Here is a 26,670-nt window from a genome sequence, read left to right as displayed (position 1 = left end):
AACCCCACGGGAGACCCATGGACGTCAACGACTACTTCCGGCGCAGCCGCCGGATCACCGACCAGGTCGCACCCAAGATCAGCCCGAAGTACCTGCCGATCGTCCGGAGCGCCGCCGGCGCCGGGGCCTGGGACCTGGCGATCACGACGCTCGTCGGCGCCCTGTCGGAGGAGGACGTCGTGATCACCGCGGCGGAGAAGGACGCGCTGCGGGAGCTCATGGAGTACCTCCGGGAACCTCTGACCTACCTGGAGCAGATCCGGACCTCGGACTGACGGCCGAGGCGTAGCTCGGGCCCCTCGAACCCTGCACCGTGTCAACCTCCTGACCTGCGAAAACGGGCCGGAGTCAGACGTTGAAGCGGAACTCCACCACGTCGCCGTCCTGCATGACGTACTCCTTGCCCTCGATCCGGACCTTGCCGGCGGCCTTCGCCGCCGCCATCGATCCGGCCGCGACCAGGTCGTCGTAGGAGACCACCTCGGCCTTGATGAAGCCGCGCTGAAAGTCGCTGTGGATCACCCCGGCAGCCTCCGGCGCGGTCGCCCCGACCGCGACGGTCCAGGCCCGCGCCTCCTTGGGGCCGGCGGTGAGGTACGTCTGGAGCCCGAGCGTCCGGAAGCCCACCCGGACCAGCTGGTCCAGACCCGGCTCGGACTGCCCGATCGACTCCAGCAGCTCCCGGGCCTCGTCCTCGGGCAGGTCCACCAGCTCCGACTCGATCTTGGCGTCCATGAAGACCGCCTCGGCGGGTGCGACCAGGGCACGCAGCTCGTCGAGGAACTCGGCGTTGCCCAGCTCGGCCTCGTCGACGTTGAAGACGTAGATGAACGGCTTGGTGGTGAGCAGGTGCAGCTCGCGCAGGTGCTCCAGCTCGACCTTGGCGGCGGCCGCGCCCGCGTACAGCGTGACGCCCTGGTCGAGGACCTCGGCGGCCTTCTTCGCGGCCTCGACCGCGGCGGCCCGGTCCTTGCGGAGCTTGGCCTCCTTCTCCAGCCGGGGCAGCGCCTTCTCCAGCGTCTGGAGGTCGGCCAGGATCAGCTCGGTGTTGATCGTCTCGATGTCGTCGGCCGGGGAGACCTTGCCGTCGACGTGCACCACGTTCGGGTCGGAGAAGGCGCGCACCACCTGGCAGATCGCCGAGGCGTCGCGGATGTTGGCCAGGAACGCGTTGCCCCGGCCCTGCCCCTTGGAGGCGCCCCGGACCAGGCCGGCGATGTCGACGAACGAGACCGGCGCCGGCAGCACCTTCTGCGAGGAGAAGATCTCGGCCAGCTTGCCCAGCCGGTCGTCGGGCAGCCCGACCACTCCGACGTTCGGCTCGATGGTGGCGAACGGGTAGTTCGCCGCGAGCACGTCGTTCTTGGTCAGCGCGTTGAACAGGGTGCTCTTGCCCACGTTGGGCAGGCCGACGATGCCGATGGTGAGACTCACGACGAGCCAGCTTACGCGGTCGACCGGCCGTCCGGCCCGGCGGGCAGCAGCCGGGGCTCGATCCGGGTCTCCCGCACCGTGCCGTCCTCGGCGCGCACCAGCTCGTACGCGGCCACGTCCGGCCGGTCGGCCACCGCCTCGGACAGCTCGGTGCCCCGGTAGATCAGCCCGACGCCGTCGTCGGTGCAGTGGCTGGTCGGCAGCGTGCCGTCGGCGACCAGCTTGTGCATCAGCGGCCGGCGCTGCTCCTCGCTGTCGTAGTGCACGCCGTTGCCGTACGGGAGCCAGCCCAGCCCGTCGGTGAAGGCCCGCAGCTCGGGGCCGTAGCTGTCGGTGGCGCCGCCGGTGTGCCAGCAGATCGAGCCGGCGGAGACCCCGCCGAGCACCACGCCCGCCTGCCAGCACTCGTGCAGGATCTCCGGCAGGCCGTGCACCCGCCACACCGCGCACAGGTTGGCCACGCTGCCGCCGCCGACCCAGACGATGTCCTGGGCGAGCAGGTGGGCCCGGACGTCGTCGACGGTGGGCATCGGGAAGAGCGCCAGGTGGGACGCGCGGAACCGGGTGTTCGCGAACGCGCCGTAGAACACGGTGAGGCCGGTGGGCTGGTCGCCGACGGCCTGGCCGAGGTAGCAGACGTTGGGCGCGTCGCCGGCCTGCGCCAGCTCGGCCATGTGGTCGAAGAGCTGGCTGGGCCGGGCGTCCCAGGGGCCCCGGCGCCGGCTGAAGTAGCCCATGCTGGTGGCGACGATCGTCGGTTCAGAGGCGGGCATGGACGTCCTTCCGGCCGGTGGCGGTCGAGATCATTGTGCCCCGTCCGCGACCGGTTCCGCCGTTTCGGCGGCGGCGAGCAGCGTGCGCAGCAGGTCGGCCAGCTTGTCCTGGTCGGCGGCGGGTAGCGCGTCGAGGATCCGGCGCTGCACCTCCAGCCCGGCCTCCGCCGACTCCTCGACCACCCGGCGGCCGACGTCGGTGAGGCTGACCCGCAGGGCCCGCCGGTCGGCCGGGTCGGGCGCGCGGCGCACCAGCCCGGCCCGTTCCAGCCGGTCGAGCCGGCCGGTCATCCCGCCGGAGGTGAGCATCAGTGTGGCGGTGAGCGCCTTCGGGGCCAGGGTGTACGGCGCGCCGGAGCGGCGCAGCGCGGCGAGCACGTCGAACTCGCCGCGGCCGATGCCCCAGCCGGCGTACACCTTCTCCTGGCGGTCGCCGACCAGCCGGGCCAGCCGGTAGATGCGGCCGAAGACCGCCATCGGCTCGGGCCGCATGCCGGCCCGCTCCCGGCGCCACTGCTCGACGATCGCGTCGACCTCGTCCGTTGCCACGGCTGTCGATTGTGCCGTACCGCACCATTCCGCTTTCACTCGACACCAAGTAGCTTAGTGCCAAGATACTTAGTGTCGTGAAAAGAGGTCGTGATGAACCGTCGCACCGACGTCGCGCTCACCGCGCTCGCGCCCGCCACCTGGGGCACCACCTACCTGGTGACCGCCGAACTGCTGCCCGCCGACCGGCCGCTCTGGGCCGGGGCGCTCCGCGCGCTGCCGGCCGGGCTGCTGCTGCTGGCCCTGACCCGCCGCCGGCCGCGCGGGATCTGGTGGGGGCGGGCCGCCCTGCTCGGCACGCTCAACATCGGGGCGTTCTTCCCGCTGCTCTTCGTCGCCGCCTACCGGCTGCCCGGCGGCACCGCGGCCGTGCTCGGCGCCGCCCAGCCCTTGCTGGTGGCGGCGCTCACCGTGGCCCTGCTCCGGGACCGGCCCGGCCGACGAGCCCTGCTCGCCGCCGTGGCCGCCCCGGCCGGCGTCGCGCTGGTCGTGCTGCGGCCGGGCGCCGGGCTCGACCCGCTCGGCGTCGCCGCCGGCCTCGCCGGCACCGCCGCGATGGCCGCCGGCCTGGTGCTCACCCGCCGCTGGGGGCGGCCGCCCGGGGTGGGCACGCTGGCGGCCACCAGCTGGCAGCTCGTCGCCGGTGGCCTGCTGATCGTGCCGGTCGCCGCCGCCGTCGAGGGCGCGCCGCCCGCGCCGGACGGTCCGGCCCTGCTCGGGTACGCCTGGCTCGGGCTGGTCGGCACCGCGCTCGCCTACTTGCTGTGGTTCCGCGGCGCGGCCCGGCTGCCGGTGTCCCGCGTGTCGATGCTCGGCGCGCTCAGCCCGCTGACCGCCGCGGCGCTCGGCTGGCTCGTGCTCGACCAGACGCTCGGGCCGGTCCAGCTCGCCGGCTTCGCGGTGGCCGTCGCCGCCATGGTGCTCGGCCAGCTCCCGGGCCGGACCGCGACCGGCAACCGGCACGACCGGCCCGCGACCGGCGGGCCGGCTCGGACCGCCCTGGGCGGTCGGTCGGATCGGCCCGGAATCGGCGCACGGCCGGCTCGGTCGGATCGGGCCGGGATCGGCGCACGGCCGGATCGGCCCGGGATTGGCGCACGGCCCGCTGAGGTCGAGGTCGGGGTTTCGCCCGCTCAGCCGGCCCGCAGCCGACGCCACTCGTCCGGCCGGGCGTCGTCGGCCACCGCGTCGACCACCGGGTCGGGCAGCGCGCCGGGCGGCAGTTCGGCGGCGGCGGCCATCGGTAGCGCGAACCGGTGCGCGGCGGCGGGCCCGGCCTCGTGGGAGCGGTCGAGCAGCCAGCGCACCTCGTCGGCGGTCCAGCCGAGGCCGGACCGGGCGGCGATCTCCCGGACCAGCCGCACCCCGACCCGGGTGTCGTCGTCGTAGAACCGCATGCACCAGTGGTGCGCCCACATGCCGAGCGCCCGCAACCCGGCCGGGTCGAGCGAACCGGCCAGCCGCCCGCACGCGGTGTCGGCGAAGGGCCGCCCCGGGTCGTCGGCCCGGTCCCGCTCGATCGCGCCGTAGGCGGCCGGCGCCACCGCCCGCATCCGGTCGTAGAAGCCCTGCACCACCGCGGCGTCGATCCGTGCTCGCCTCGATCGCATCAGCGGACACCCCGCCCGGCCACGCTCGCCATGCCCCGCACCTTTTCTTGAGTTGGTGGCGGGACGGTACCGACCACTTACGACAGTTTCCCCGGCCCGCCGGCAAGATCCACGCCAGCTCGCCGAGGTGGCGGCATCCGGAGGGCGGGGAAACCACCACTTCCCCGAGCTGGCGGAACTGCCGCACGTCACGTCCGAATCCCGCCAGCCGAGCGCCCGACCTGCGAGGCAGGATCGGTGTCATGGAACTGGACTTCGAGCGGTGCTACCGGGCCGTCGACAGCCGCGACCCGCGGTTCGACGGCTGGTTCTACACCGGTGTCACGTCGACCGGGATCTACTGCCGGCCGTCCTGTCCGGCGATGACGCCGAAGCGGCAGAATGTCCGGTTCTTTCCGTCCGCCGCCGCCGCCCAGGGCGCCGGGCTGCGGGCCTGCCGCCGCTGCCGGCCGGACGCCGCGCCGGGCTCCCCGCAGTGGGACGTCCGGGCCGACCTGGTCGGCCGCGCGATGCGGCTGATCGCCGACGGCGTGGTCGACCGGGACGGCGTCCCCGGGCTGGCCACCCGGCTGGGCTACACCGAGCGGCACCTGCACCGGATGCTCCGGGCCGAGCTGGGCGCCGGCCCGCTCGCGCTGGCCCGGGCGCAACGCGCGCAGACCGCCCGGATCCTGGTCGAGACCACCGGGCTCGGCCTCGCCGAGGTGGCCTTCGCCGCCGGGTTCGGCAGCGTGCGGCAGTTCAACGACACGGTCCGCGACGTCTACGGCGCCACCCCGTCCGAGCTACGGGCCGGCCGGAGCCGCCTGCGGGCGACCGGCGGGGCGGGCACCATCACCCTGCGCCTGGCCCACCGGCCACCGCTGCACGCGGGCGCGCTGCTGGACTTCCTCGCGCTGCGCGCGCTGCCCGGCGTCGAGGAGGTCCGCGGCGGGGCGTACCACCGGGGCCTGCGCCTGCCGCACGGGCCCGGCACGGTGGCGCTGACCCCGGTCGACGGGCACGTGGCCGCCACGCTGCGGCTGGCCGACATGCGCGACCTGGCCCCCGCGGTGGCCCGGTGTCGCCGCCTGCTCGACCTCGACGCGGATCCGGTCGCGGTGGACGCCACGCTGGCCGGCGACCCCGCCCTGGCCCCGGCGGTCACCGCCGAACCCGGGGTCCGGCTCCCGCACGCGGTGGACGGCTTCGAGATGGCCGTCCGTGCCGTCACCACCCAGCAGATCTCGCTCCGTTCGGCCCGGACCACACTCGTCCACCTGCTCGCCGCCGTCCGGCGCGCCGACGCGTCGGTCGCCGACGGCGGGCCCCGGGCGTTCCCGAGCGCGGCCGAGGTGCTCGCGGCACCGGATGAGGCGTTCCGCATGCCGGGGGCCCGGCGGGCGACGATCCGGGCGCTGGCCCGGGCCGTCGCCGACGGCGAGCTGGACCTGGAGCCGGGCGGCGACCGTGAGGAGGCGGTGCGGCACCTGACCGCGCTGCCCGGCGTCGGGCCGTGGACGGCCGGCTACCTGGCCATGCGCGCGCTCGGCGACCCCGACGTCATGCTCGCCACCGACCTGGGCGTACGCCGTGGCGCAGCCGCGCTCGGCCTGCCCGACGACCCGAAGACCCTGCACGCCCACGCCGACCGCTGGCGCCCCTGGCGGTCGTACGCGACGATCCGACTCTGGAGAGCGGCATGACCATGTTGGACAGCACCGTCATCGACACTCCCGCCGGCCCGCTGAGCGTGCTCGCCGGCCCCGACGGGGCGGTACGCGCCGCCGGCTTCACCGCCGACCCGGCGACGCTGGTGCCGTTGACGCACCTCAGCCTGCGCGGCGACCTGCGGGAGCGGTCCGACCTCGGCCCGGTCACCGCCGCGGTCCGGGCCTACCTCGACGGCGACCTGACCGCGATCGACGCGGTCGAGGTGGAGCAGCACACCGACGGGGTCTTCCTGGCGCACGCCTGGCGGGTGCTGCGCGACGTCAAGCCGGGCGACCCGGTGACCTACACCGGTTTCGCCGCGCTGGCCGGCCGACCGGCCGCGGTCCGCGGCGCCGCGGCGGCCTGCGCGCGCAACGCCGCCGCGCTCTTCGTCCCCTGCCACCGGGTGCTGCGCACCGACGGCTCGCTCGGCGGCTACCGCTGGGGGCTGGACGTGAAGAAGTGGCTTCTCGGGCATGAGGGACGGGTGACGGCTAGCTGACCCCGCTTCGTCACACCAGGCCGCTACCGTCGGTTGGTGCCCGCGCCCAGCGACGGCAATCCCGCGGCGCATCCCGACGCCCGGTCCCAGCCGCTGCACAATCTCTGGCGGTTGCGGCCCTACCTGCGTCCGTATGCGGCGGAGTTCGCCTGGCTGCTGGTCGCGGCGCTGGCCGCCACCGCGGCGAGCCTGGCCGTTCCGCTGGTGGTGCAGCGGGTGGTGGACGGGCCGGTGGCCCGGCACGACGAGGTCGGGCTGCTCCGGCTCGGCGCGCTCGCGCTGCTGCTCGGGCTCGCCGAGGCGGTGCTGATCTTCATCCGGCGGTGGACGCAGTCGTCCTCCTCGGTCGGCATGGAGGCGGCGATCCGGGCCGACATCTACGCCCACCTGCAACGGCTCCCGGCCGGCTTCCACGACCGCTGGCAGTCCGGCCAACTGCTCTCCCGGGTCACCAGCGACCTCTCGGTGATCCGCCGCTTCCTCTCCTTCGGTCTGCTCTTCCTGGTGCTCAACCTGATCACCTACGCCGCCGTGGTGGTGCTGCTGATCCGGCTGCACCCGTGGCTGGGGCTGCTGGTCGCGGCCAGCGCCGTTCCGCTCTTTCTGATCAGCCGCCGGTTCGCCCGGCACTACCATGCGGCCTCCCGCCGCATGCAGGACCAGCAGGGTGACGTCGCCACGCTGGTCGAGGAGACGGCGCAGGGTTTGCGCACCATGCGCGCGTACGGGCGCGGTCCGGAGCTGGCCGCCCGGTTCGCCGCCGGCGCCCACCGGCTGCACGACACCGGGGTCGGCAAGGCCCGGCTGCTGGCCCGCACGTCAGCGCTGTTCGACCTGGTGCCCAACCTGACGCTCGGCGCGGTCCTGGTGGCCGGTGCCGCCGCCGTGGCCGGGGGCGCGCTCACCATCGGGCAGCTGGTCGCCTTCGTCAGCCTCCAGCTCATGTTGATCTGGCCGGTGCAGTCGCTCGGCTGGATCATCGCGAACGGGCAGGAGGCCGCCACCGCCGCCGACCGGATCCAGGAGGTGCTCGACACGCCGCCGACCATCGTGGACGCGCCGGACGCCCGGTCGCTGCGCCGCGCCGAGGTCCGCGGCCGGCTCCGGTTCGAGCGGGTGAGCTTCCGCTACCCGGGCGCGCCCACCCCGGTGCTGCACGAGCTGGATCTCACCGTCGAGCCGGGTGAGACGCTCGCGCTGGTCGGCGCCACCGGGTGCGGCAAGAGCACGCTGCTCTCGCTGGTCCCCCGGTTGCACGAGGTGACCGGCGGCCGGATCACGCTCGACGGGCACGACCTGCGTGACCTGCGGCTCGGCTCGCTGCGCCGGCTGGTCGCGGTGGCCTTCGAGGAGCCGACCCTGTTCTCCATGTCGGTCCGGGAGAACCTCACCCTGGGGCGGCCGGACGCCGGCGACGAGGAGATCCGGGCCGCGCTGACGCTGGCGCAGGCGGACTTCGCGTACGAGCTGCCGTGGGGGCTGGCGACCCGGATCGGCGAGCAGGGGCTGTCGCTCTCCGGCGGCCAGCGGCAGCGGTTGGCGCTGGCCCGGGCCGTCCTCGGCCGGCCCGCGCTGCTGGTCCTCGACGACCCGCTCTCCGCGTTGGACGTGCACACCGAGGCGCTGGTCGAGGCGGCGCTGCGCCGGGTGCTGCGGGACACCACGGCGCTGCTGGTGGTGCACCGGCCCTCCACGGTGGCGCTGGCCGACCGGGTGGCGCTGATGGAGGACGGCCGGATCGTCGCCGTCGGCACCCACTCGGAGATGCTCGCCGAGGTGCCGGCCTACCGGGCGGTGCTCTCCGCCGAGCCGGAACGCCGGGCCGGTGGCGTCGGTCTGGTGCGGTCGTGACCCGGCGGGCCGCGCGGGTCCCGCCACCCGGTGGCCCACGCGCCCCTGCCGACGACTCCGAGCCCGACCTGTCGCGCTGGCGGGGGCGGGCCACCGACCCCGACGCCGACCGCAGCCGCGCCGAGGACTCGTCACCCGCGGCGGTGACCCGACTCCGTGCCCGCAGCCGGCTCCTGCTGCGGCAGCTGCTCCGCCCGCACCGGCGTCCGCTCGGGCTGGCGGTGACGCTGCTGCTGGCCCAGAACGCGGCCGCGATGGCCGGCCCGTACCTGGTCATGCTCGGCATCGACCGGGGCATCGCGCCACTGCGGGCCGGGGACGCGGGCCCGTTGATCGCGGTGGCCGCCGCCTTCGTGGTGGCCACCGCCGTCGAGTACGCGGCCCGGCGCGCGTTCCTCGCCCTCGCCGCCCGGATCGGCCAGGCCGTCCTGCTCGACCTGCGCCGCCGGGTGTACGCGCACTTCCTGCGGCTCGACGTCGGCTTCCACGAGCGTTACACGTCCGGTCGGATGGTGTCCCGGCTGACCAGCGACCTGGAGTCGATCGGCGAGCTGGTCGACGGCGGGATCGACCGGCTGGTCATGGCCGTGCTGTCCGTGCTGTCGGTGGCGGGCATCCTGCTCTGGCTGGACCTGCCGCTGGCCGCGGTCACCCTGTCCGCGTTCCCGTTCCTGTTCTGGCTGTCCCGCTGGTTCGCCCGGGCGTCAGCCGGGGCCTACCGGCGCACCCGGGAGGCGGTGGCGCTGGTCATCGTGCACTTCGTCGAGTCGCTGCGTGGGATCCGGGCGGTGCAGGCGTTCCGCCGTGAGTCCCGCAACCAGCGCATCTTCGACGCGGTCAACGACGACTACCGGCGGGCCAGCCTGCGCGCGTTCCGGCTGATCGCGGTCTACTCCCCCGGCATCCGGCTGATCGGCAACCTGACCGCCGCGACGGTGCTCGCGTACGGGGGCTGGCGGGTGCTGGGCGGCCACACCGAGGTGGGTGTGCTCGCCGCCTTCCTGCTCTACCTGCGACGGTTCTTCGAGCCGATGGAGGAGCTGAGCCAGTTCTACAACTCGCTCCAGTCGGCGACGGCGGCGCTGGAGAAGCTGGCCGGGGTGCTGGACGAGCGTCCGGCGGTGGCCGAACCGGCCCGGCCGGCGCCGCTGCCCGCCGGGCCGCCGCGTGGCGCGGTGACCTTCCAATCGGTCTCCTTCGGGTACCGACCGGAGACGCCGATCCTGTCCGGCCTGGAGCTGACCGTGCCGGCGGGGCAGACGGTAGCGCTGATCGGGCCGACCGGGGCGGGGAAGTCCACGGTGGCCAAGCTGCTGGCCCGGTTCCACGACCCGCACGCCGGCGCGGTCCACCTGGACGGCGTGGACCTGCGCGACCTGGCCGACGCCGAACTGCGCCGGGCGGTGGTGCTGGTCACCCAGGAGACCCACCTGTTCAGCGGGTCCGTCGCGGAGAACATCAGGTTCGGCTGCCCGGACGCCGACGACGCCGATGTGGTCGCCGCCGCGCGGGCCATCGGCGCGCACGAGTTCATCGTCGCGCTGCCCGACGGGTACGCCACCGACGTGCACCGGCGCGGCGGCCGGCTCTCCGCCGGGCAGCGGCAACTGGTCGCGTTCGCCCGGGCGTTCCTGGCCGACCCCCGGGTGCTGATCCTCGACGAGGCCACGTCGTCGCTTGACGTGCCGACCGAACGCCTGGTGCAGCGGGCGCTGCGGAACGTGCTGCGTGACCGCACCGCGCTGGTGATCGCGCACCGGCTCTCCACCGTGGAGATCGCCGACCGGGTGCTGGTGCTGGACGCGGGCGGGATCGTCGAGGACGGCTCGCCGGCCGATCTGGCCGCCGCCGGGGGCCGCTACGCCGCGCTGCACCGCCAGTGGCGCGACTCGCTGCTCTAGGTGTTCGACCCGGCCGCGGCCTCGGCGCGCAGGTCGCGCCGGATCCGGTCGACCGCCCGGCCGAAGCCGAAGAGCAGCACGAGGACCACCGCGCAGGCCGCGACCAGCACCGGCACGGTCAGGGCCACCCCTTCGGCCGGGGCGGTGCTCAGGCCCACGAGCAGCGTCGGGGCCAGTGCCAGCGCGGACAGCGTCGCCGCGGCCGCGCCGAGCGCCAGGACCCCGGCCGCGGGCCCCGGCTCCGCGTCGACCCCGTCGACCCGACCGGCGTGGTTGTCCGTGCGAGCGGGGGTGTCCGGACCGGCGGCGGCGTCCGGACCGGCGGCGGGGTGCGGACCGACAGCGGCGTCCGGGCCGGCGGCGGGGTGCGGACCGGTGCCGGCGTCCGGGCCGGCACCGGCATCGCGGCCGGGAATCACGCCCCGGCCGGCGGGAACCGCGTTCGGGCCGGCGGAGGCGAGCACCAGGCCGAAGCCGAGCGCCAGGCCGAGCCCGACCGCCGAGGGCAGCGACACGACGAGGTTGGCGGTGCCCGGCAACTCGGCCTGGATCGCCGGGGCGGCGAGCGGCACCGCCAACGCGGCCAGCAGCAGGCCCGCCGCGTCCCAGGGCAGCAGGCCCGGACGCAACCGGGCCATCGACGCACCGGCCAGCACCGCCGCGACGCCGGCCAGCACCACGAGGTACGCCTGCGACCGCTGACCGGTGAAGATGAGCCGCAGCCCGAGGAAGAGCAGTGGCCCGGCGGCGAACCCGAGGACCACCCAGCGCGCGGCCACCACCCGGCCGGTGCGGTAGGCGTAGCCGAGCAGGACCAGACCGGCCAGCACCGCGACGGCCACCGGGGAGAAGTAGGCGACCGACTCGACGAACCGGGCCCGCCGCGGCCCCGCCAGCCCGTCCGGGCTGAGCCGGAACACGTCCACCACCCACCAGCGGACCACCAGCCCGACCAGGGTCAGCACGGCCGCCAGCGCGGTGACCACCACGGGGCCGATCCGCGCCGGCCCAGCCGGAGCGCGGCCGGCGGGCCGGTCGAGGTGGGTCAGCACCGCGGCCACCGCGACCGCCAGGACGCTGACCCCGGCCTGCGCCGGCCAGGCCCGCTCGACGCCCTGGTAGTCGTCGCTCACCGCGAGGCGGAACACGTCCGCCACGCCCGGATGCACCACCAGGCCGGCGGCGAGCGCCGCGGCGACCGGCCAGCGCCGCGGCGGCCCGAGCCGGGCCAGTGCGGACAGCGCCCCGCCGAGCGCCAGCCCCGCCCCGACCGCCATGGCGAGGACGGTCGACACCTGCTCGGCGGTGAGCGGCTGCTGGGGCACGATCCCGGCCCCGCGACCGAAGGCCACCCCGCCGGCCAGGTAGTCCAGCGCCAGCCCGGTCAGCGCGACCGGCCAGCCGGGCAACCGGTCGACCACGGCGACCGCGACCAGGACCACGGCGAGCAGCCCGCCGGCGGCCAACGGGAGCAGCGTCACGCCGGCCCGCAGCGACCCGGTCGGGAAGCCCTGGGCGAGATCGGCGAAGCCGGCCTGGCGGGCCACCGCGAGGCCCCGCGTGCCGAAGTAGGCCCCTACCGCGAACGCCGCGACCGAGGCGGCGACGAGCGCCGGTGTGCGTGTTCTTCCGTCCATCGTGGTGCCTCCCCCGCATCCGTGGACGGGCAGATGCTGTCACACCCCGGCACCGGCCCGCTGTCCCCCGACCGCCGGAAAGCCGTGGAGCGGCCCGGTCGGCCTGCCTACCATCGGCAGATGACCGACACGACGAGGACGGCCCGCGCCGGGGTCCCCGAGCGCCCGAGCCTGGACGGCCTCGAAGAGACCTGGGCCCGCCGCTGGCAGTCCGACGGCACGTACGCGTTCGACCGTTCGAAGGAACGCTCGGACGTCTACTCCATCGACACCCCGCCGCCGACCGTGTCGGGCGAGCTGCACATGGGGCACGTCTTCTCCTACACGCACACCGACACGGTGGCCCGGTTCCAGCGGATGCGCGGGCGGACCGTGTTCTACCCGATGGGCTGGGACGACAACGGGCTGCCCACCGAACGCCGGGTGCAGAACGTCTACGGGGTGCGGCCCGACCCGGCGCTGCCGTACGACAGGGACTGGCGACCGCCGGCCGCCCCGGTGGGCGACGACGCCCGGAAGAACCCGACGGCGATCTCCCGGCGCAACTTCATCGAGCTGTGCGAGACGCTGACCGTGCAGGACGAGAAGGTGTTCGAGGCGCTGTGGCGCCGGCTCGGCCTGTCGGTGGACTGGTCACTGACCTACACCACGATCGGGCGGGCGGCCCGCGCCGCCAGCCAGCGCGCGTTCCTGCGCAACCTCGCCCGGGGCGAGGCCTACCAGGCGGAGGCGCCGACGCTCTGGGACGTGGGCTTCGGCACCGCGGTGGCCCAGGCGGAGCTGGAGGACCGGGAGCGGCCGGGCGCCTACCACCGGCTGCGGTTCACCGGTCCGGGCGGGCGCGAGGTGCTGATCGACACCACCCGGCCGGAGCTGCTGCCGGCCTGCGTGGCACTGGTCTGCCACCCGGACGACGACCGGTACGCCGACCTGGTCGGCGCATCCGTGCGTACCCCGGTCCTCGGGGTGGAGGTGCCGGTGCGCGCGCACCCGCTGGCGGACCCGGCCAAGGGCACGGGCATCGCGATGGTCTGCACGTTCGGTGACCTGACGGACGTGACCTGGTGGCGGGAGCTGCGGCTGGACACCCGGGTGGTGATCGGCCGGGACGGCCGGTTGCTGCCGGAGCCGCCGGCCGGCGTGCCGGCGGGGCCCTACGCGGCGCTCGCCGGGCAGACGGTCAACGGCGCCCGGCGGACGCTCGTGGAGCTGCTGGGCGACGCGGGTGCCCTGGTCGGCGAGCCGCGCCCGATCACCCACCCGGTGAAGTTCTACGAGCGCGGTGACCGGCCGTTGGAGATCGTGTCGACCCGGCAGTGGTATCTGCGCAACGGCGGCCGGGACGCCGACCTGCGCGAGGAGTTGCTGGCCCGGGGCCGCGAGCTGCGCTGGGTGCCGGAGCACATGCGGCACCGCTACGAGCACTGGGTGGGCGGCCTCACCGGTGACTGGCTGGTCAGCCGGCAGCGGTTCTTCGGCGTGCCGGTGCCGGTGTGGTACCGGCTCGACGACGCTGGCGAACCGGACCGGGCCCACCCTCTCACACCGGACGAGGCGACGCTGCCGATCGATCCCACCAGCGAGCCGCCACCCGGCTACCGGGAGGCGCAGCGCGGCGTCCCGGGCGGTTTCACCGGGGATCCGGACGTGCTGGACACCTGGGCCACGTCGTCGTTGACCCCGCAGATCGTCGGCGGCTGGGAGACCGACCCGGACCTGCACCGCCGGGTCTTCCCGATGGACCTGCGCCCGCAGGGCCACGACATCATCCGCACCTGGCTGTTCGCCACCGTGGTCCGGTCCCATCTGGAGCACGGCGTGCTGCCCTGGCGGACGGCGGTGCTCTCCGGCTGGATCCTCGACCCGGACCGGAAGAAGATGTCGAAGTCCAAGGGGAACGTGGTGACCCCGATGGGGCTGCTGGAGCAGCACGGCTCCGACGCGGTGCGCTACTGGGCCGCCAACGGCAAGCCGGGCATGGACCTGGCCTTCGACCCGGCCCAGGTCAAGGTGGGTCGCCGGCTGGCCACCAAGCTGCTCAACGCGTCCCGGTTCGCGCTCGGGCTGGGCGCCGCCGACGCGCTGCGCGCGCCGGTCACGGCCCCCTTGGACACCGCGATGCTCGCCGAACTGTCCGGCGTGGTCGCCACCGCGACCGCCGCCTTCGACGGGTACGACCACACGGCCGCGCTGATGGCGACGGAGGCGTTCTTCTGGCGGTTCTGCGACGACTACATCGAGCTGGTGAAGGAGCGCGCCTACGGTTCCGGGCCGGCGGCCGACTCGGCCCGGGCGGCGCTGGCGACCGCGCTGTCGGTGCAGTTGCGGCTGTTCGCCCCGGTGCTGCCGTTCGTCACCGAGGAGGTGTGGTCCTGGTGGCGGTACGGCTCGGTGCACCGCTCGACGTGGCCGACCACCTACGAGGTGGGCCGCGCGATGCGCGCGCCCGGCGACCCGGAGCTGCTGCGGTTGGCCGCCGACGCGCTGGGGCAGGTCCGCCGGGCCAAGTCGGAGCGGAAGCTGTCGATGAAGGCGGACGTGCCGCTGGCCGAGGCGCTCGGGCCGGCGGCCCTGCTGGACCAGCTCACCACCGTTGCCGACGACCTGCGCGCGGCGGGGCGGATCGCGAAGCTCGACCTGCTTCCCGACCGCACTCCCGAGCTGGTCATCGCCTGCGCGTTCTGAGCACACGGAGCGGGGCGGCCCGGTGCGTGCCGGGCCGCCCCTCGACGTGCTAACCGGCCGCGCAGGCCGTCCTGAGCTTCGCCTGGGCGGCGGTGAGGTCCGCCTTGCTGGGCGCCTTCTTCGGCGCCTTGGCCCAGGTGTCGGCGAGGTCGCCCATCTCGGTCGCGACCGCCTTCACCGCGCCGTTGACCTCGTCGCTGCTGGTGAACGCGTGCGTGTACATGGTCGCCGCGCCGGCGGAGTATTGCGCGCTCACCGCGGAGTGACCGGCCGGCGGGCCGATCTTCTCCGCCTTGGCGACCTCCTTGAGCGCGGCCGTGATGTCCTTCTCGACGGCCGTGCAGGTGGTCCTGGTGGCGTCGTCGAGACCCACCGGGGCGGGTGACACCGACGACGCGGTCGGCGTCGACGCGGCCGGCGCGGACGATCCGGCGGGCTCGGCCGCCGAGGTGTCGTCACCGTCGGTGGTGCAGCCGGACATGATGATCAGCGCCACCGCGGCCGGAGCCAGCAGGGCGTGTCGAGCGGAACGCAAATTGTTCTCCCCGTGTCTGGTGTTGTCGCCGCCGCAACGTAACAGAACCACGGGGGTCGGGCGGGACCCCTTTTCCCGTCGCCGGAGCGGACGGGGCCGGGGTCCCGCCCGGCTCAGCTCGTCTCGCCGGCCACGCTGAACGACCGGAGGCGGTCGATCGCCAGCACGGTGAAACCGATCGCCACCAGGGCGGTCAGCACGGCCGCGACAGGCACCGAGACGGTGGTGCCGAGCAGTGACGTGGGCGCCATCCGGTCGGCCAGCGCGATCACCCACTGCTGGATCGAGAGCACCTTGGTGCCGTTGACGAACCGGCCGAGCAGACCCTCCCAGATCAGCACGTAGACCAGGCCGAGCAGCACCGGCCGCCGGGTCACCAGGCTGAGCGCCAGGAACAGCGCCGAGTACGCCAGCGCGCCCGCGGCCGACGCGGCGACCAGGGCCAGCCCGAGGCGTACCGAATCGGCCAGCACGCCCGCGACGTAGAGCGGGATGCCGGCGGTGACCGCGCTGACCGCGGCCGCCACCGCCAGCTTCGGCAGCACGATCTGCCAGCGGGGCAGCGGCTTGGTGAGGATGTGCACCACGGTGCCGTCGTCGATCTCGGCGCCGAGCACGCCGGTGCCCACGATCAGCGCCACCACCGGCAGGACCACGGCCAGGCCCAGGCCGACGAGCACCGGCGGCCCCCACTGGCCCGGGTCGACGCCGAGCGACCGGCAGAGCACCGCCAGGCCGATCAGGATCAGCGGCAACGGCAGGAGCATCAGGAACCGGCTACGACCGAACAGGCCGCGGGCGGTGATCCAGGTAACTGTCGACATCAGGCCTCCACCAGATACGAGAAGACGCTCTCCAGCGACTCGTCCTCCGGCAGCAGCTGCCGGACCCGGATGCCGTGGCGGAGTGCGATCCTGGGCAACGCCCGGGTGAAGGCGCCGTAGTCGCCGGCCTTCACGGTCAGGCCGGTGCGGCCCAGCTCGACGCCGCCGACCGACGGCTCGGCCATCAGCGCCACCGCCAGGGCCCGGTCGTCGGTGGAGCGCACCGTGAACACGTGCGGCCGATTGGTCATCAGCCGGCGGATGGTGCGGTAGTCGCCGGAGGCGGCCAACCGGCCGGCGACCATCACCTGGACCGTCCCGGAGACCTGCTCGACCTCCTCCAGGATGTGCGAGCTGAACAGGATGGTCCGGCCGTCGTCGCCGAGCCGGTGCAGCAGCGCCATCATGTGCAGCCGCTGCCGCGGGTCCATGCCGTTGAACGGCTCGTCGAGCAGCAGCACCTGCGGGTCGTGCACCAGCGCGGCGGCCACCCGGGTGCGCTGCCGCATGCCCTTGGAGTAGGTGCCGATCCGGCGGCCCTGCGCGTCCTGCATCTCGACCAGGTCGATCGCCCGCCGGGCCGCCGCCTCCGGGTCGGGCAGCCGGTGCAGCTTCGCGCTGGCCAGCACGAACTCGTACGCACTGAGGAAGGTGTGCACCGCCTCCCGCTCGCTGACCAGGCCGAGCCGCCGGTAGACGCCCGGGTTGCGCCAGGTCGGCTCCCCGTCCAGCGTCACCGCGCCCCGCGACGGGGCGAGGAAGCCGGCCATCATGTGCAGCAGCGTGGTCTTGCCGGCCCCGTTCGGGCCGAGCAGGCCGGTCACCCCCGGGCCGAGCCGCATGGTGACGTCGTTGACCGCCACCACGTTGCCGTACCAGCGGGAGACGCCGGCCAGGTCGAGGGTGCTGGTCGTGGCGGCGGGCACGTCGGCCGCCGGTTGCGTGTGCAGCGCCGTCATCGGGCGGCCACCTTCCGGTATCGCAGGAGCAGCAGGCTGACGCAGGCGGCGACCAGCAGCACGGCGACCACGGCGTAGACCGGCCCGAAGCCGCCGATCGGCATGCCGTCGCCCTGCCCCTGGGTCAGCCGGTCGCCCAGCGCCCAGGTGCCCACGCCGCCGACGAGCGTCGACGGGGAGGCGAGGAACGCCAGCTCGTTGACCGTCCGGGAGGGCATGATCGAGAGCACGCCGACCACCGGCGCGGTCATCAGGAACACCGCGACGATGCCACCGGCGGCGAACGCGCGCTTGCCGGTGAGCGACGCGACCAGCAGGCCGATCGCGGCGAAGACCACCGCCCAGAGCCCGGCGTAGAGCAGCCCGGGCAGCAGGTCGAGCAGCTCGTCCCACACGCCGCGCATGCCCCGCGAGGTGGTGAACGCGGCACCCAGGAACATCACCAGCTGCGGCCCGCCGAGCAGCAGCCAGAGCGCGGTGCCCAGGGACAGCAGCTTGGCCAGCGCGTAGTCGCCGCGCGGCAGCGGGCGGGAGAAGTAGAGCGGCAGCACGCCGCTGCGCAGGTCGCGGGAGACCAGCTCGGGGGCGGCCACCGCGACGAAGAAGATGACCAGCCAGCTCATCGCGTCGGCGAACTGGGCGTACGTCATCACCACCTCACCGATCTGGCTGCGCACCGCGGTCACCCCGGCGGCGACCACGGTGACCACGGCGACCACCAGCCACGGGAAGATCTTCGCCTTGGCGCTGCGGCCCAGCCCGAAGACGGTACGCACACCGTGGCCGTAGAGCGCGCCGAAGACCTGCCGGCGCCCCAGCCGGGGGCCGGTGTAGCGCTGGTAGCCGATGTCGTGGATGACGCCGGTGGCTTCAGACATGGCTGGGCTCCCTCGGGGCGAAGAGCTCGGCCACCCGGTGCCGCCGCTGGTCCAGCCGGTGCAGTGGCAGGTCCAGCTCGGCGACCGCGCCGAGGATCAGGTCGTAGGTGTGGTCGTCGGCGAGCGGGACGAGCAGCAGCCGGCCGTCCCGGGACACCGGCAGGTCGAGCGCGGCCAGCCGGGCGGCCAGCTCGTCCGTGCCCTCGCTCACCTCGACGGCGAGCACGTCGGTGGCGGTGGTCATCGCGGCGACCCGGTCGGCGCGCAGCAGCCGGCCGCCGTCGATCGCGACGAGCGTGTCGCAGATCCGCTCCACCTCGCCGAGCAGGTGCGAGCAGACCACCACGGAGATGCCGAACTCGGTGCCGATCCGGTGGATCAGGGCGAGCATGGCGTCCCGGCCGGCCGGGTCGAGGCCGTTGGTGGGCTCGTCGAGCAGCAGCAGGTCCGGGTCGTGCACCAGCGCCTGGGCGAGCTTGACCCGCTGCTTCATGCCGGTGGAGTAGCCACCGACGGCCCGGTGCCGCTCCTCGTGCAGGCCGACGTGGCGCAGCGCCTCGGAGGCCCGTTCCCGGGCGACGGTGCGCGGCAGCCCGCTCATCCGGCCCAGGTGGGTGACCAGCTCGGCGGCGGAGAGGTCGGGCGGGAGGGCGTCGTGCTCGGGCATGTAGCCGACCCGGGCGCGGACCGCGGCCGGGTCGGTGGTGGGGTCGAGGCCGAGCACCTGCACCCGGCCGGTGGTCGGCGGGAGCAGACCCAGCAGGATCTTGATCAGGGTGGACTTGCCGGCGCCGTTGGCGCCGACCAGCCCGATGATCCCCGGCTCGACCGACACGGTGAGGTCGGCCAACGCGGTGACCCGTCCTCCGTACGTCTTGGTCAGCGACTCGGTCGCGAGCAGTGTCACGCTGCCAGCCTAGGAAGCGAGGGCTCCCCGTTGCACCGGGAAACGCTCGGGGATGTCCCTGATTCCGCCCGGACGCCACCGGTAAGGCTTCCGTAAGCGGCCGGACCGGTGACCGCGCGGCCGGCGCCCGGGAGACTCGACGCATGCCGATGCGTCTCCTGCGCGCCCCGCTGACCTGGGTCGCCGTCACCGTCCTCGCGCTCGGCGCGGCGGTCGCGCTCTACTGGTTCCAGCCGTGGAAGCTGGTCACCGACACCGAGGTGCACGAGGAGCTGGCAGCGGTGCCGTCCGCGGCGACGCCGGCGCCGCCGCCGTCGGGTCCGTCGCCGTCGGCCGCGCCCGCGTCGACGCCGGCCGGCCCGGTGCTGCTCGGCAGCGGCGAGTTCGTCAGCCACGAGCACGACACCCGCGGCACCGCCCGGATCGTCCGTACCGTCGACGGGCGGCACCGGCTGGAACTGGTCGGGCTGGACACCTCCAACGGTCCGGATCTTCAGGTCTGGCTGACCGACCAGCCGGTTCGGACCGGTCCGTCCGGGTGGCATGTCTTCGACGACGGTCGGCACGTGGCGCTCGGCCCGCTCAAGGGCAACCGGGGCGACCAGGCGTACCCGATTCCCGCCGGAACCGATCTCGCCGGGCTGACCAGCGTCTCGATCTGGTGCGAGCGGTTCGCCGTCTCGTTCGGCGCGGCGGCGCTGGCCGGCGGCTGAGCGGTCGGCGACACCCGGGGAGACCGGGTGGTGGCCGGGAGGTGGAGTGGCGCTCTCGACCGATCGCCGGTGGGCTGCGAAACTGTGTGCCGGCCGGCGAGTTGGGGGTTCGATGAGCAACGGGTGGATCCTGCCCGAGGATGTTCTGCGGGATGCGCCGTCGTACGCGCCCAGGCCCGCTGAGCTGGCCGATCTCGAGTTGTTGCTGACCGGGGCGTACGCGCCGTTGACCGGCTTCATGACCCGGGCGGACCTCGCCGCCCTGGGTCGGCGCGGTCGGCTCGCCGACGGCACGCCGTGGCCGGTGCCGGTGACGCTGCAGGTGCCGGCCGCGCTCGCCGACGGCCTGGAGCTGGCCGACCCGGCCCGCCGGGCGCTGGTGCTCACCGACGGCGAGGGCGCGCCGGTGGCGGCCATGGACGTGACCGACGTCTGGCCGGCCCGCGAGGGCACGGTGGGCGTGGGCGGCGCGGTACGCCGGCTGGGCGACGGTGGCCACGGGCCGTTCCAGCGGCTGCGGCGCAGCCCCGACGAGGTGCGCGGGCTGCTGCCACCGGGCCGGGTGCTCGGTGTCTTCGCCGACCGCCCGATGCACCGCCCGCAGCTGGCCCAGATCGCGCACGCGGCCCGCACGCTCGGCGCGCACCTGCTGGTGCTGATCCCGGTGGGCGAGGAGTCGACGGGTGGCCTGCCGGCCGAGGCGCTGGTGCGCGGCGTGTTCGCGGCCCGCGACCGGATGCCGCCGGCCACGCTGGTGGCGGTGCCGCTGGCCCGCCGGCCCGACGAGATCAGCGACGCGTTGCTGCGGGCCCGGGTCGCCGCCGCCTACGGGGTGAGCCACCTGCTCTCCACCGAGGGCATGCTCTCCGGTGCCGGCCTGCGGGTGCTGGTGCCCCGGGAGCTGGCGTACGACAACCGGGACGGGCAGTGGCGCTGGCGGGAGGACATCCCGCCGCGCAACCGCCGGCTGGCGCTCAGCCAGGAGGAGATCGACGACCTGCTCGACCGGGGCTTCCCGCTGCCCGAGTGGCACACCCCGCCCGCGGTGGCCAAGGAACTGGCCCGGGCCCGCCCGCCTCGACGGCACCGCGGCCTGGTGATCTTCCTGACCGGGCTGTCCGGCTCGGGCAAGTCGACCATCGCCCGGGGTCTCGCGGACGCGCTGCGGGAGCAGGGCGACCGGAGCATCACGCTGCTCGACGGCGACGTGGTGCGGCGGGAGCTGTCGGCCGGGTTGGGCTTCAGCAAGGCCGACCGGGATCTCAACGTGCGCCGGATCGGCTGGGTGGCCGCCGAGATCGCCCGGCACCGGGGCGTCGGCATCTGCTGCCCGATCGCGCCGTACGCGGCCGCCCGGGCGACCGCCCGGGAGATGGCCCAGGCGGCCGGGGCCGGCTTCCTGCTGGTGCACGTCGCCACCCCGTTGGCGGTGTGCGAGCAGCGCGACCGCAAGGGCCTCTACGCCCGCGCGCGGGCCGGCCTGATCACCGGGATGACCGGCATCGACGACCCGTACGAGGAGCCCACCGACGCCGACCTGGTGGTGGACACCTCGGACCTGACCGTCGAGGAGGCGGTGCAGCGGGTGATGGAGCACCTCGGCGAGACCGGCTGGGTGGAGCCCCGCCTCCAGCCGGCCTGACCGCCGAGCCGCCGAGCCGCCGATCATCGTCGTCCCACGTCGCGTCCACTTCTCCTGCGCGGTAGTGTTCGTCTTTGTTGGAACACGTTCGACCGCGTTCGCACGGTCGGTGAGCGCTCGGGAGGCGACGCGGGATGCTGGCGCGACAGCGGCAGACGGCCATCCTGGAACGGGTCCGCGCCGCCGGCGGGGTCCGGGTCACCGACCTGGCCGCCGAGTTCGGCGTCTCCGACATGACCATCCGGCGCGACCTGGAGACGCTGCACGAGCAGGGGCTGCTCGCCAAGGTGCACGGCGGGGCGACGCTGGCCGGGCCCGGCTCGACCGACGAACCCGGCTTCCGGGCCAAGTCGGTGCGCCAGTCCGCCGAGAAGTCGGCCATCGCCGAGCACGCCGCGCGGCTGGTCCGCCCCGGCGCCGCGATCGCCCTCTCCGCCGGCACCACCACCGCCGAACTCGCCCGCCGCCTGGTGGACGTGCCCGGCCTGACGGTGGTCACCAACTCGCTGCCGGTGGCCGAGATCCTGCACGTCGGCGGTCGACCCGACCAGACCGTGGTGCTCACCGGCGGGGTCCGCACCCCGTCGGACGCGCTGGTCGGCCCGCTCGCCGTGGCCGCGATCGCCGCGCTCCACCTGGACTTGCTCTTCCTCGGCGTGCACGGGATCAGCGAGCGGGCCGGGTTCACCACGCCCAACCTGATGGAGGCGGACACGAACCGGGCACTGGTGGCGGCCGCCGACGCCCTGGTGGTGCTCGCCGACCACACCAAGTGGGGCACGGTCGGGATCTCCTCCATCGTCGGCCTGGACGCGGCGGACGTGCTGGTCACCGACGACCGGTTGACACCCGAAGCACGGCGGGTACTCGAGGACAGGGTGGGTGAGCTGGTGACGGTGCCGGCGACGAAGGGGGCGGAGTGAAGCGTACGCAGATCGAGCTGGCCGACGGCCGTGAGCTGATCTACTTCGACGAGCGGGACGACGCGGTGCGGGACCAGCCGGACCGGCGGGACCTGCCCCCACCACCTCCCGCCTCCCAACTGCGCCACGACCCGCTGACCGACGAGTGGGTGGCGGTGGCGGTGCACCGGCAGACCCGCACCTTCCTGCCCCCGGCCGACCAGTGCCCGCTCTGCCCGTCCCGGGGCGACCGGCACACCGAGATCCCGGCGCCGGACTACGACGTGGTGGTCTTCGAGAACCGGTTCCCGTCGCTGAGCCAGCGGGTGGCCGAGGAGCCGGCCGAGATCACGCCGTTCACCCCGGTCCGCCCCGGGCTCGGCCGGTGCGAGGTGGTCTGCTTCACCGACGACCACAACGCCTCGTTCGCGCGCCTCTCCCCGTCGCGGGTGCGGACCGTGCTGGACGCGCTCGCCGACCGCACCGCCGCGCTGAGCGAGCTGCCCGGCGTGGAGCAGGTGTTCCCGTTCGAGAACCGGGGCGAGGAGATCGGGGTGACGTTGAACCACCCGCACGGTCAGATCTACGCGTACCCGTTCGTGACGCCGCGGACCCGGAGCCTGCTGGCCGCCGCCCGGCGGCACGCCGAGCGCACCGGGGGCAACCTCTACGCCGACGTGCTGGCCGCCGAGCGGGCCGCCGGCGACCGGGTGGTGACCAGCAACGAGCACTGGACCGCGTACGTGCCGGCGGCGGCCCGCTGGCCGTTCGAGGTGCACGTGGCCCCGCACCGCCCGGTGCCGGACATCCCCGCGCTGGACGACGCCGAGCGGGACGCCTTCGGCCCGCTCTACCTCGACCTGCTGCGCCGATTCGACGGGCTGTTCGACATGCCGATGCCCTACATCGCGGCCTGGCACCAGGCGCCGGTACGCGTCGACCGGGAGCTGGGCCACCTGCACCTGCAGTTGTTCAGCATCCGGCGGGCGAAGGACAAGCTGAAGTACCTGGCCGGTTCCGAGTCCGGCATGGGCGTGTTCATCAACGACATCGCCCCGGAGCGCGCCGCCGAACTCCTGCGCGCCGTGTGAAAGGCGGGGCCCCCTGTTAACGCCTGCGGTAGAGGAAGGGCCCCCTGTTAACAACCGCGACTCGGGCGTGGGGCGCGGGGGGCCCAGGGCAGGACCCCCCGCAGGGAAGGGACGGCTGGCTGCGCTCAGCAGCCGCGAAGGTCAGCCGGCCGGCGTACGACCACGGCCCACCTTCCTGGACGCGACTGGCATCTCGTCCACCCTGTCAACGACGGCGCACCGGACGACGTCACGCCGGCTCGCCGCCCCGAGGCGTTAAGAAGGGCCCCTTCTACAACGCGAGGCGTTAAGAAGGGGCCCTTCCTTACTTCAGGCCGCGAGCTTGCGGGCCAGGTTCTCGTCGAGCGCGTTCATGAACTCGTCGGTGGTCAGCCACGGGGCGTCCCGCGAGATGAGCAGCGCGAGGTCCTTGGTCATCTGGCCGCCCTCGACGGTCTCCACGATGACCTTCTCCAGCGTGTTCGCGAACTCGGTGACCGCCGGGGTGCCGTCCAGCTTGCCCCGGTGGGCCAGGCCCCGGGTCCAGGCGTAGATCGACGCGATCGGGTTGGTCGAGGTCTTCTCGCCCTTCTGGTACTGCCGGTAGTGCCGGGTCACCGTGCCGTGCGCGGCCTCCGCCTCGACGGTACGGCCGTCCGGGGAGAGCAGCACCGAGGTCATCAGGCCGAGCGAGCCGAAGCCCTGCGCGACGGTGTCGGACTGCACGTCACCGTCGTAGTTCTTGCAGGCCCAGACGTACCCGCCCTCCCACTTGAGCGCGGCGGCGACCATGTCGTCGATCAGCCGGTGCTCGTAGGTGAGGCCGGCGGCGTCGAACTCGGCCTTGAACTCGGCCTCGAACACCTCGGCGAAGATGTCCTTGAACCGGCCGTCGTACGCCTTGAGGATGGTGTTCTTGGTCGACATGTAGACCGGGTAGTTGCGGTCCAGGCCGTACCGGAACGAGGCCCGGGCGAAGTCCCGGATCGACTCGTCGAAGTTGTACATGCCCATGGCGATGCCGCCGCCGGGGAAGTTGGCGACCTCCATCTCCATCGGCGCGGAGCCGTCGGCCGGGGTGTAGGTGATGGTGACCTTGCCCGGGCCGGGGACGACGAAGTCGGTGGCCTTGTACTGGTCGCCGTGCGCGTGCCGGCCGATGATGATCGGCTTGGTCCAGCCCGGGACGAGCCGCGGCACGTTCGACATGATGATCGGCTCGCGGAAGACCACGCCGCCGAGGATGTTGCGGATGGTGCCGTTCGGCGACCGCCACATCTTCTTCAGGCCGAACTCCTCCACCCGGGCCTCGTCCGGGGTGATGGTGGCGCACTTGACGCCGACGCCGTGCTCCTTGATGGCGTTGGCGGCGTCGACGGTGACCTGGTCGTCGGTCTCGTCGCGGTACTGGATCGACAGGTCGTAGTAGTGCAGGTCGACGTCGAGGTAGGGCAGGATCAGCTGCTCCCGGATCTGCTTCCAGATGATCCGGGTCATCTCGTCGCCGTCGATTTCCACGACCGGGTTGTTTACCTTGATCTTCGCCATCGGCCGGCGCTCCTCTCGGGGGACACGTGCTCAAGCAGTACGAGCGTACTGGAAACCGACCGGGGCGCCCCAGCCGGCCTCGCGGTGGCATCCTTCCCGGATGCCGCTGACGCACACGCTCGGGTCTATCACGATCACCGCGCTGCTCGACGGTGCGGGTTCCTTCTTCCAGCCGCGCGCGCAGGCCTTTCCCGACGCCACGCGGGCGCAGTGGCGCGAGGCGGACCGCCGGGACCCGGACGCGGTCGGGCCGGACGGCGGCTGGTGGTTGCCGTTCCGCGCGTTCGCGCTGCGCCGTGGCGACGGGCCGGTCGTCCTGGTCGACGCCGGCATCGGCCCGGCGGACGCGCTCGCCGCGAGCTGGGCGCCGGTGCCGGGGCGGCTGCCCGACGAGCTGTCGGCGGCCGGCATCGACCCGGCGGACGTCCGCACCGTCGTCCTCACCCACCTGCACACCGACCACGTCGGCTGGGCCGGGCCGCTCTTCGCGAACGCCGACCACCTGGTCCAGCGCGCGGAGCTGGCCGCGCTGGAGCTGTTCCACCCGGAGCTGCCGGCCCGGCTGCTGGGGCCGTTGCGCGCCGCCGGCCGGCTGCGGGTGGTCGACGGCGACACGGACCTGACCTCCGGGGTACGCGTGCTGAGCACGCCGGGCCACACCCCCGGCCACCAGTCCGTGCTGGTGGAACAGGGCGACGACCGCCTCCTGGTCACCGGCGACCTCCTGGTGCACGCCATCCAGCTGGTCGACCCGGCGCTGCCCTACGCCCACGAGGAGAACCCGCCCGAAGCCCGCCGAACCCGCGAGCAGATCCTGCGGGCCTTCTCCCCCCTGACCCTGGCCACCCCCCACCTGACCGCCCCCTTCACCCCCCACCCCCACCCCGCCTGAACCCGTCGATCATGAAGTTGGCGGCGTTTTCGATCTCCAGAACTGCCGCCAACTTCATGATCGACGCGGTGGAGGTGGGGGGTGGGGCCCGGGGACGTTGAAGGGCGGCCGGCGGGACGCCGGCCGCCCTTCAGCGGGTGGTGCGGGGTGGATCAGAGGGAGGAGATGTCGGCCTGCTTGGCGCGGACGGCCTCGGCGGCCTCCTTCAGGGCGGCCAGCTCGTCGGCGTCCAGGTCGGTCTCGACGACCCGCTTCACGCCCTGCGCGCCGATCTCGGCCTCGACGCCCAGGTAGACGCCGGAGATGCCGTACTCGCCGTCGACCCAGGCGCAGACCGGCATGACGTCGCCGGAGTCCTCGGCCACGGCCTTCGCCATCCGCGCCGCGGCGGCGGACGGGGCGTAGTACGCCGAGCCGGTCTTCAGCAGCGCCACGACCTCGGCGCCACCGTTGCGGGTCTTGACGACCAGTTCCTCGATCTGCTCGGCCGGCATGACGTCGCGCAGCGGCTTGCCGTTCACCGTGCTCTTGGACGGGACCGGGACCATGGTGTCGCCGTGCGAGCCGAGGGTCAGGGTCCGCACCGACTTCACCGGTACGCTCAGCGCCTCGGCGACGAAGTTGGTGAACCGGGCGGTGTCGAGCATGCCGGCCTGGCCGAGCACCCGGTTCTTCGGGAACTGGGTGGCGAGCTGGGCGAGCGCGGTCATCTCGTCGAGCGGGTTCGAGACCACGATGACGACGGCGTTCGGGGCGTACTTGGCGACGTTCTCGGCGACCTGACGGACGATCTTGGCGTTCGTCTCCAGCAGGTCCATCCGGCTCATGCCCGGCTTGCGGGGCAGGCCGGCGGTGATGACGACGACGTCGGAGCCCTCGATGGCCTCGTAGCCCTCGCCGTTCGGGCCGGTGGTGACGCCGACGATCGTGGTCTCGAAGCCCTCGACCGGCCGCGACTGGTTGAGGTCGAGGGCGAGGCCCGCCGGCTTGCCCTCCACGATGTCGGTGATGACGACGGTGTCGAAGACGTCGTACTCGGCCAGGCGCTGTGCGGTGGTGGAGCCGTAGAAGCCGGCCCCGACGACAGTGACCTTCTTACCCATGGTCGTCCCACTCCCTGATACCAGTCGGTTTCCCGGACCGTATCAGCCATCCTGGCACCGAAC

The 26,670-nt window shown here is 74.0% G+C and carries 23 protein-coding genes and 1 pseudogene; 12 read left to right on the top strand and 12 right to left on the bottom strand.

What is annotated here, in order from left to right; translation table 11 throughout:
* Window positions 1–17 precede the first annotated feature (17 nt).
* Window positions 18–275 carry a hypothetical protein gene (locus tag O7598_RS03775; RefSeq protein ID WP_269690032.1) on the top strand — a complete coding sequence of 86 codons (258 nt, stop codon included), beginning with the start codon at window positions 18–20 and terminating at the stop codon, window positions 273–275.
* 73 nt (window positions 276–348) lie between these two features.
* Here the strand turns inward: O7598_RS03775 and ychF are convergent, their stop codons facing one another.
* Genes ychF through O7598_RS03760 form a run of 3 tightly spaced genes read right to left on the bottom strand, consistent with a single transcriptional unit; the run spans window position 349 to window position 2,756 of the window.
* On the bottom strand, window positions 349–1,434 hold the full coding sequence (ychF, locus tag O7598_RS03770) for a redox-regulated ATPase YchF (protein ID WP_091072016.1): 1,086 nt from the start codon (window positions 1,432–1,434) through the stop codon (window positions 349–351).
* An 11-nt stretch (window positions 1,435–1,445) separates the two neighbouring features.
* Window positions 1,446–2,207, bottom strand: a complete 762-nt coding sequence (locus O7598_RS03765) for a peptidase E (RefSeq protein WP_269690031.1) — start codon at window positions 2,205–2,207, stop codon at window positions 1,446–1,448.
* Window positions 2,208–2,237: 30 nt separating this feature from the next.
* Entirely contained in the window at window positions 2,238–2,756 is a 519-nt protein-coding gene (locus O7598_RS03760; protein WP_269690030.1) for a MarR family winged helix-turn-helix transcriptional regulator, read from the bottom strand.
* Between the two features lie 93 nt (window positions 2,757–2,849).
* Here O7598_RS03760 and O7598_RS03755 point away from each other — a divergent pair.
* Window positions 2,850–3,620: pseudogene (locus tag O7598_RS03755) on the top strand (EamA family transporter); the annotation flags it as partial.
* Between the two features lie 269 nt (window positions 3,621–3,889).
* Here the strand turns inward: O7598_RS03755 and O7598_RS03750 are convergent.
* Window positions 3,890–4,366, bottom strand: coding sequence for a hypothetical protein (locus O7598_RS03750; RefSeq protein ID WP_269690029.1), 477 nt, complete (start codon window positions 4,364–4,366; stop codon window positions 3,890–3,892).
* A 242-nt stretch (window positions 4,367–4,608) separates the two neighbouring features.
* Between O7598_RS03750 and O7598_RS03745 the strand changes: the two genes are divergently transcribed.
* The 4 genes from O7598_RS03745 to O7598_RS03730 all read left to right on the top strand — a co-directional run bounded on the left by O7598_RS03745 (window position 4,609) and on the right by O7598_RS03730 (window position 10,312).
* The gene (locus O7598_RS03745) at window positions 4,609–6,051 is read left to right on the top strand and encodes a DNA-3-methyladenine glycosylase 2 family protein (protein WP_269690028.1); all 1,443 of its coding nucleotides are present in this window, start codon (window positions 4,609–4,611) and stop codon (window positions 6,049–6,051) included.
* Window positions 6,048–6,560, top strand: coding sequence for a methylated-DNA--[protein]-cysteine S-methyltransferase (locus tag O7598_RS03740; RefSeq protein WP_269690027.1), 513 nt, complete (start codon window positions 6,048–6,050; stop codon window positions 6,558–6,560). Before O7598_RS03745 ends, O7598_RS03740 begins: the two co-directional genes overlap by 4 nt.
* Before the next feature lie 36 nt (window positions 6,561–6,596).
* Window positions 6,597–8,411 carry an ABC transporter ATP-binding protein gene (locus O7598_RS03735; RefSeq protein ID WP_269690026.1) on the top strand — a complete coding sequence of 605 codons (1,815 nt, stop codon included), beginning with the start codon at window positions 6,597–6,599 and terminating at the stop codon, window positions 8,409–8,411.
* Window positions 8,412–8,479: 68 nt separating this feature from the next.
* Window positions 8,480–10,312 carry an ABC transporter ATP-binding protein gene (locus O7598_RS03730; protein WP_269694723.1) on the top strand — a complete coding sequence of 611 codons (1,833 nt, stop codon included), beginning with the start codon at window positions 8,480–8,482 and terminating at the stop codon, window positions 10,310–10,312.
* Here the strand turns inward: O7598_RS03730 and O7598_RS03725 are convergent.
* Window positions 10,309–11,949 (bottom strand): hypothetical protein, encoded by a 1,641-nt coding sequence (locus O7598_RS03725; protein WP_269690025.1) that lies wholly within the window; start codon window positions 11,947–11,949, stop codon window positions 10,309–10,311. The genes O7598_RS03730 and O7598_RS03725 overlap by 4 nt on opposite strands.
* A gap of 120 nt (window positions 11,950–12,069) precedes the next feature.
* On the opposite strand from O7598_RS03725, the gene valS reads away from it, so the two are divergent.
* The gene (valS, locus tag O7598_RS03720) at window positions 12,070–14,634 is read left to right on the top strand and encodes a valine--tRNA ligase (RefSeq protein WP_269690024.1); all 2,565 of its coding nucleotides are present in this window, start codon (window positions 12,070–12,072) and stop codon (window positions 14,632–14,634) included.
* A gap of 49 nt (window positions 14,635–14,683) precedes the next feature.
* On the opposite strand, the gene O7598_RS03715 is transcribed toward valS, so the two are convergent.
* The 5 genes from O7598_RS03715 to O7598_RS03695 all read right to left on the bottom strand — a co-directional run bounded on the left by O7598_RS03715 (window position 14,684) and on the right by O7598_RS03695 (window position 18,737).
* Window positions 14,684–15,169 carry a hypothetical protein gene (locus tag O7598_RS03715; protein WP_269690023.1) on the bottom strand — a complete coding sequence of 162 codons (486 nt, stop codon included), beginning with the start codon at window positions 15,167–15,169 and terminating at the stop codon, window positions 14,684–14,686.
* Between the two features lie 113 nt (window positions 15,170–15,282).
* On the bottom strand, window positions 15,283–15,993 hold the full coding sequence (locus tag O7598_RS03710) for an ABC transporter permease subunit (RefSeq protein ID WP_269690022.1): 711 nt from the start codon (window positions 15,991–15,993) through the stop codon (window positions 15,283–15,285).
* Window positions 15,993–16,952, bottom strand: coding sequence for an ABC transporter ATP-binding protein (locus O7598_RS03705; RefSeq protein WP_269690021.1), 960 nt, complete (start codon window positions 16,950–16,952; stop codon window positions 15,993–15,995). Before O7598_RS03705 ends, O7598_RS03710 begins: the two co-directional genes overlap by 1 nt.
* Complete coding sequence (locus O7598_RS03700; RefSeq protein WP_269690020.1) at window positions 16,949–17,830, bottom strand: ABC transporter permease; 882 nt, start codon at window positions 17,828–17,830, stop codon at window positions 16,949–16,951. Before O7598_RS03700 ends, O7598_RS03705 begins: the two co-directional genes overlap by 4 nt.
* Window positions 17,823–18,737: an ABC transporter ATP-binding protein gene (locus O7598_RS03695; RefSeq protein ID WP_269690019.1), complete on the bottom strand. Its 915-nt coding sequence runs from the start codon at window positions 18,735–18,737 to the stop codon at window positions 17,823–17,825. The genes O7598_RS03700 and O7598_RS03695 overlap by 8 nt, the downstream gene beginning before the upstream one ends.
* Window positions 18,738–18,880: 143 nt before the next feature.
* On the opposite strand from O7598_RS03695, the gene O7598_RS03690 reads away from it, so the two are divergent.
* The 4 genes from O7598_RS03690 (at window position 18,881) to galT (ending at window position 23,085) form a co-directional block, all read left to right on the top strand.
* On the top strand, window positions 18,881–19,450 hold the full coding sequence (locus O7598_RS03690) for a DM13 domain-containing protein (RefSeq protein ID WP_269690018.1): 570 nt from the start codon (window positions 18,881–18,883) through the stop codon (window positions 19,448–19,450).
* 112 nt (window positions 19,451–19,562) lie between these two features.
* Entirely contained in the window at window positions 19,563–21,092 is a 1,530-nt protein-coding gene (gene cysC / locus O7598_RS03685) for an adenylyl-sulfate kinase (RefSeq protein WP_269690017.1), read from the top strand.
* 134 nt (window positions 21,093–21,226) lie between these two features.
* Window positions 21,227–22,015: a DeoR/GlpR family DNA-binding transcription regulator gene (locus O7598_RS03680; RefSeq protein ID WP_269690016.1), complete on the top strand. Its 789-nt coding sequence runs from the start codon at window positions 21,227–21,229 to the stop codon at window positions 22,013–22,015.
* Window positions 22,012–23,085, top strand: coding sequence for a galactose-1-phosphate uridylyltransferase (gene galT, locus O7598_RS03675; RefSeq protein ID WP_269690015.1), 1,074 nt, complete (start codon window positions 22,012–22,014; stop codon window positions 23,083–23,085). The genes O7598_RS03680 and galT overlap by 4 nt, the downstream gene beginning before the upstream one ends.
* A 309-nt stretch (window positions 23,086–23,394) precedes the next feature.
* Here the strand turns inward: galT and O7598_RS03670 are convergent, their stop codons facing one another.
* Window positions 23,395–24,612 (bottom strand): NADP-dependent isocitrate dehydrogenase, encoded by a 1,218-nt coding sequence (locus tag O7598_RS03670; protein WP_269690014.1) that lies wholly within the window; start codon window positions 24,610–24,612, stop codon window positions 23,395–23,397.
* A 100-nt stretch (window positions 24,613–24,712) separates the two neighbouring features.
* Here O7598_RS03670 and O7598_RS03665 point away from each other — a divergent pair, with 100 nt between their 5' ends.
* Complete coding sequence (locus O7598_RS03665; RefSeq protein ID WP_269690013.1) at window positions 24,713–25,504, top strand: MBL fold metallo-hydrolase; 792 nt, start codon at window positions 24,713–24,715, stop codon at window positions 25,502–25,504.
* Window positions 25,505–25,656: 152 nt separating this feature from the next.
* Here the strand turns inward: O7598_RS03665 and mdh are convergent, their stop codons facing one another.
* Window positions 25,657–26,607 (bottom strand): malate dehydrogenase, encoded by a 951-nt coding sequence (mdh, locus tag O7598_RS03660; RefSeq protein ID WP_269690012.1) that lies wholly within the window; start codon window positions 26,605–26,607, stop codon window positions 25,657–25,659.
* Window positions 26,608–26,670: the final 63 nt, after the last annotated feature.

It is taken from the genome of Micromonospora sp. WMMC241, assembly GCF_027460165.1.
Classification (GTDB): Bacteria; Actinomycetota; Actinomycetes; order Mycobacteriales; family Micromonosporaceae; genus Micromonospora; species Micromonospora humi.
Note: the sequence above shows the minus strand (reverse complement) of the source record. Positions and strands in the feature narration are given on the sequence as shown.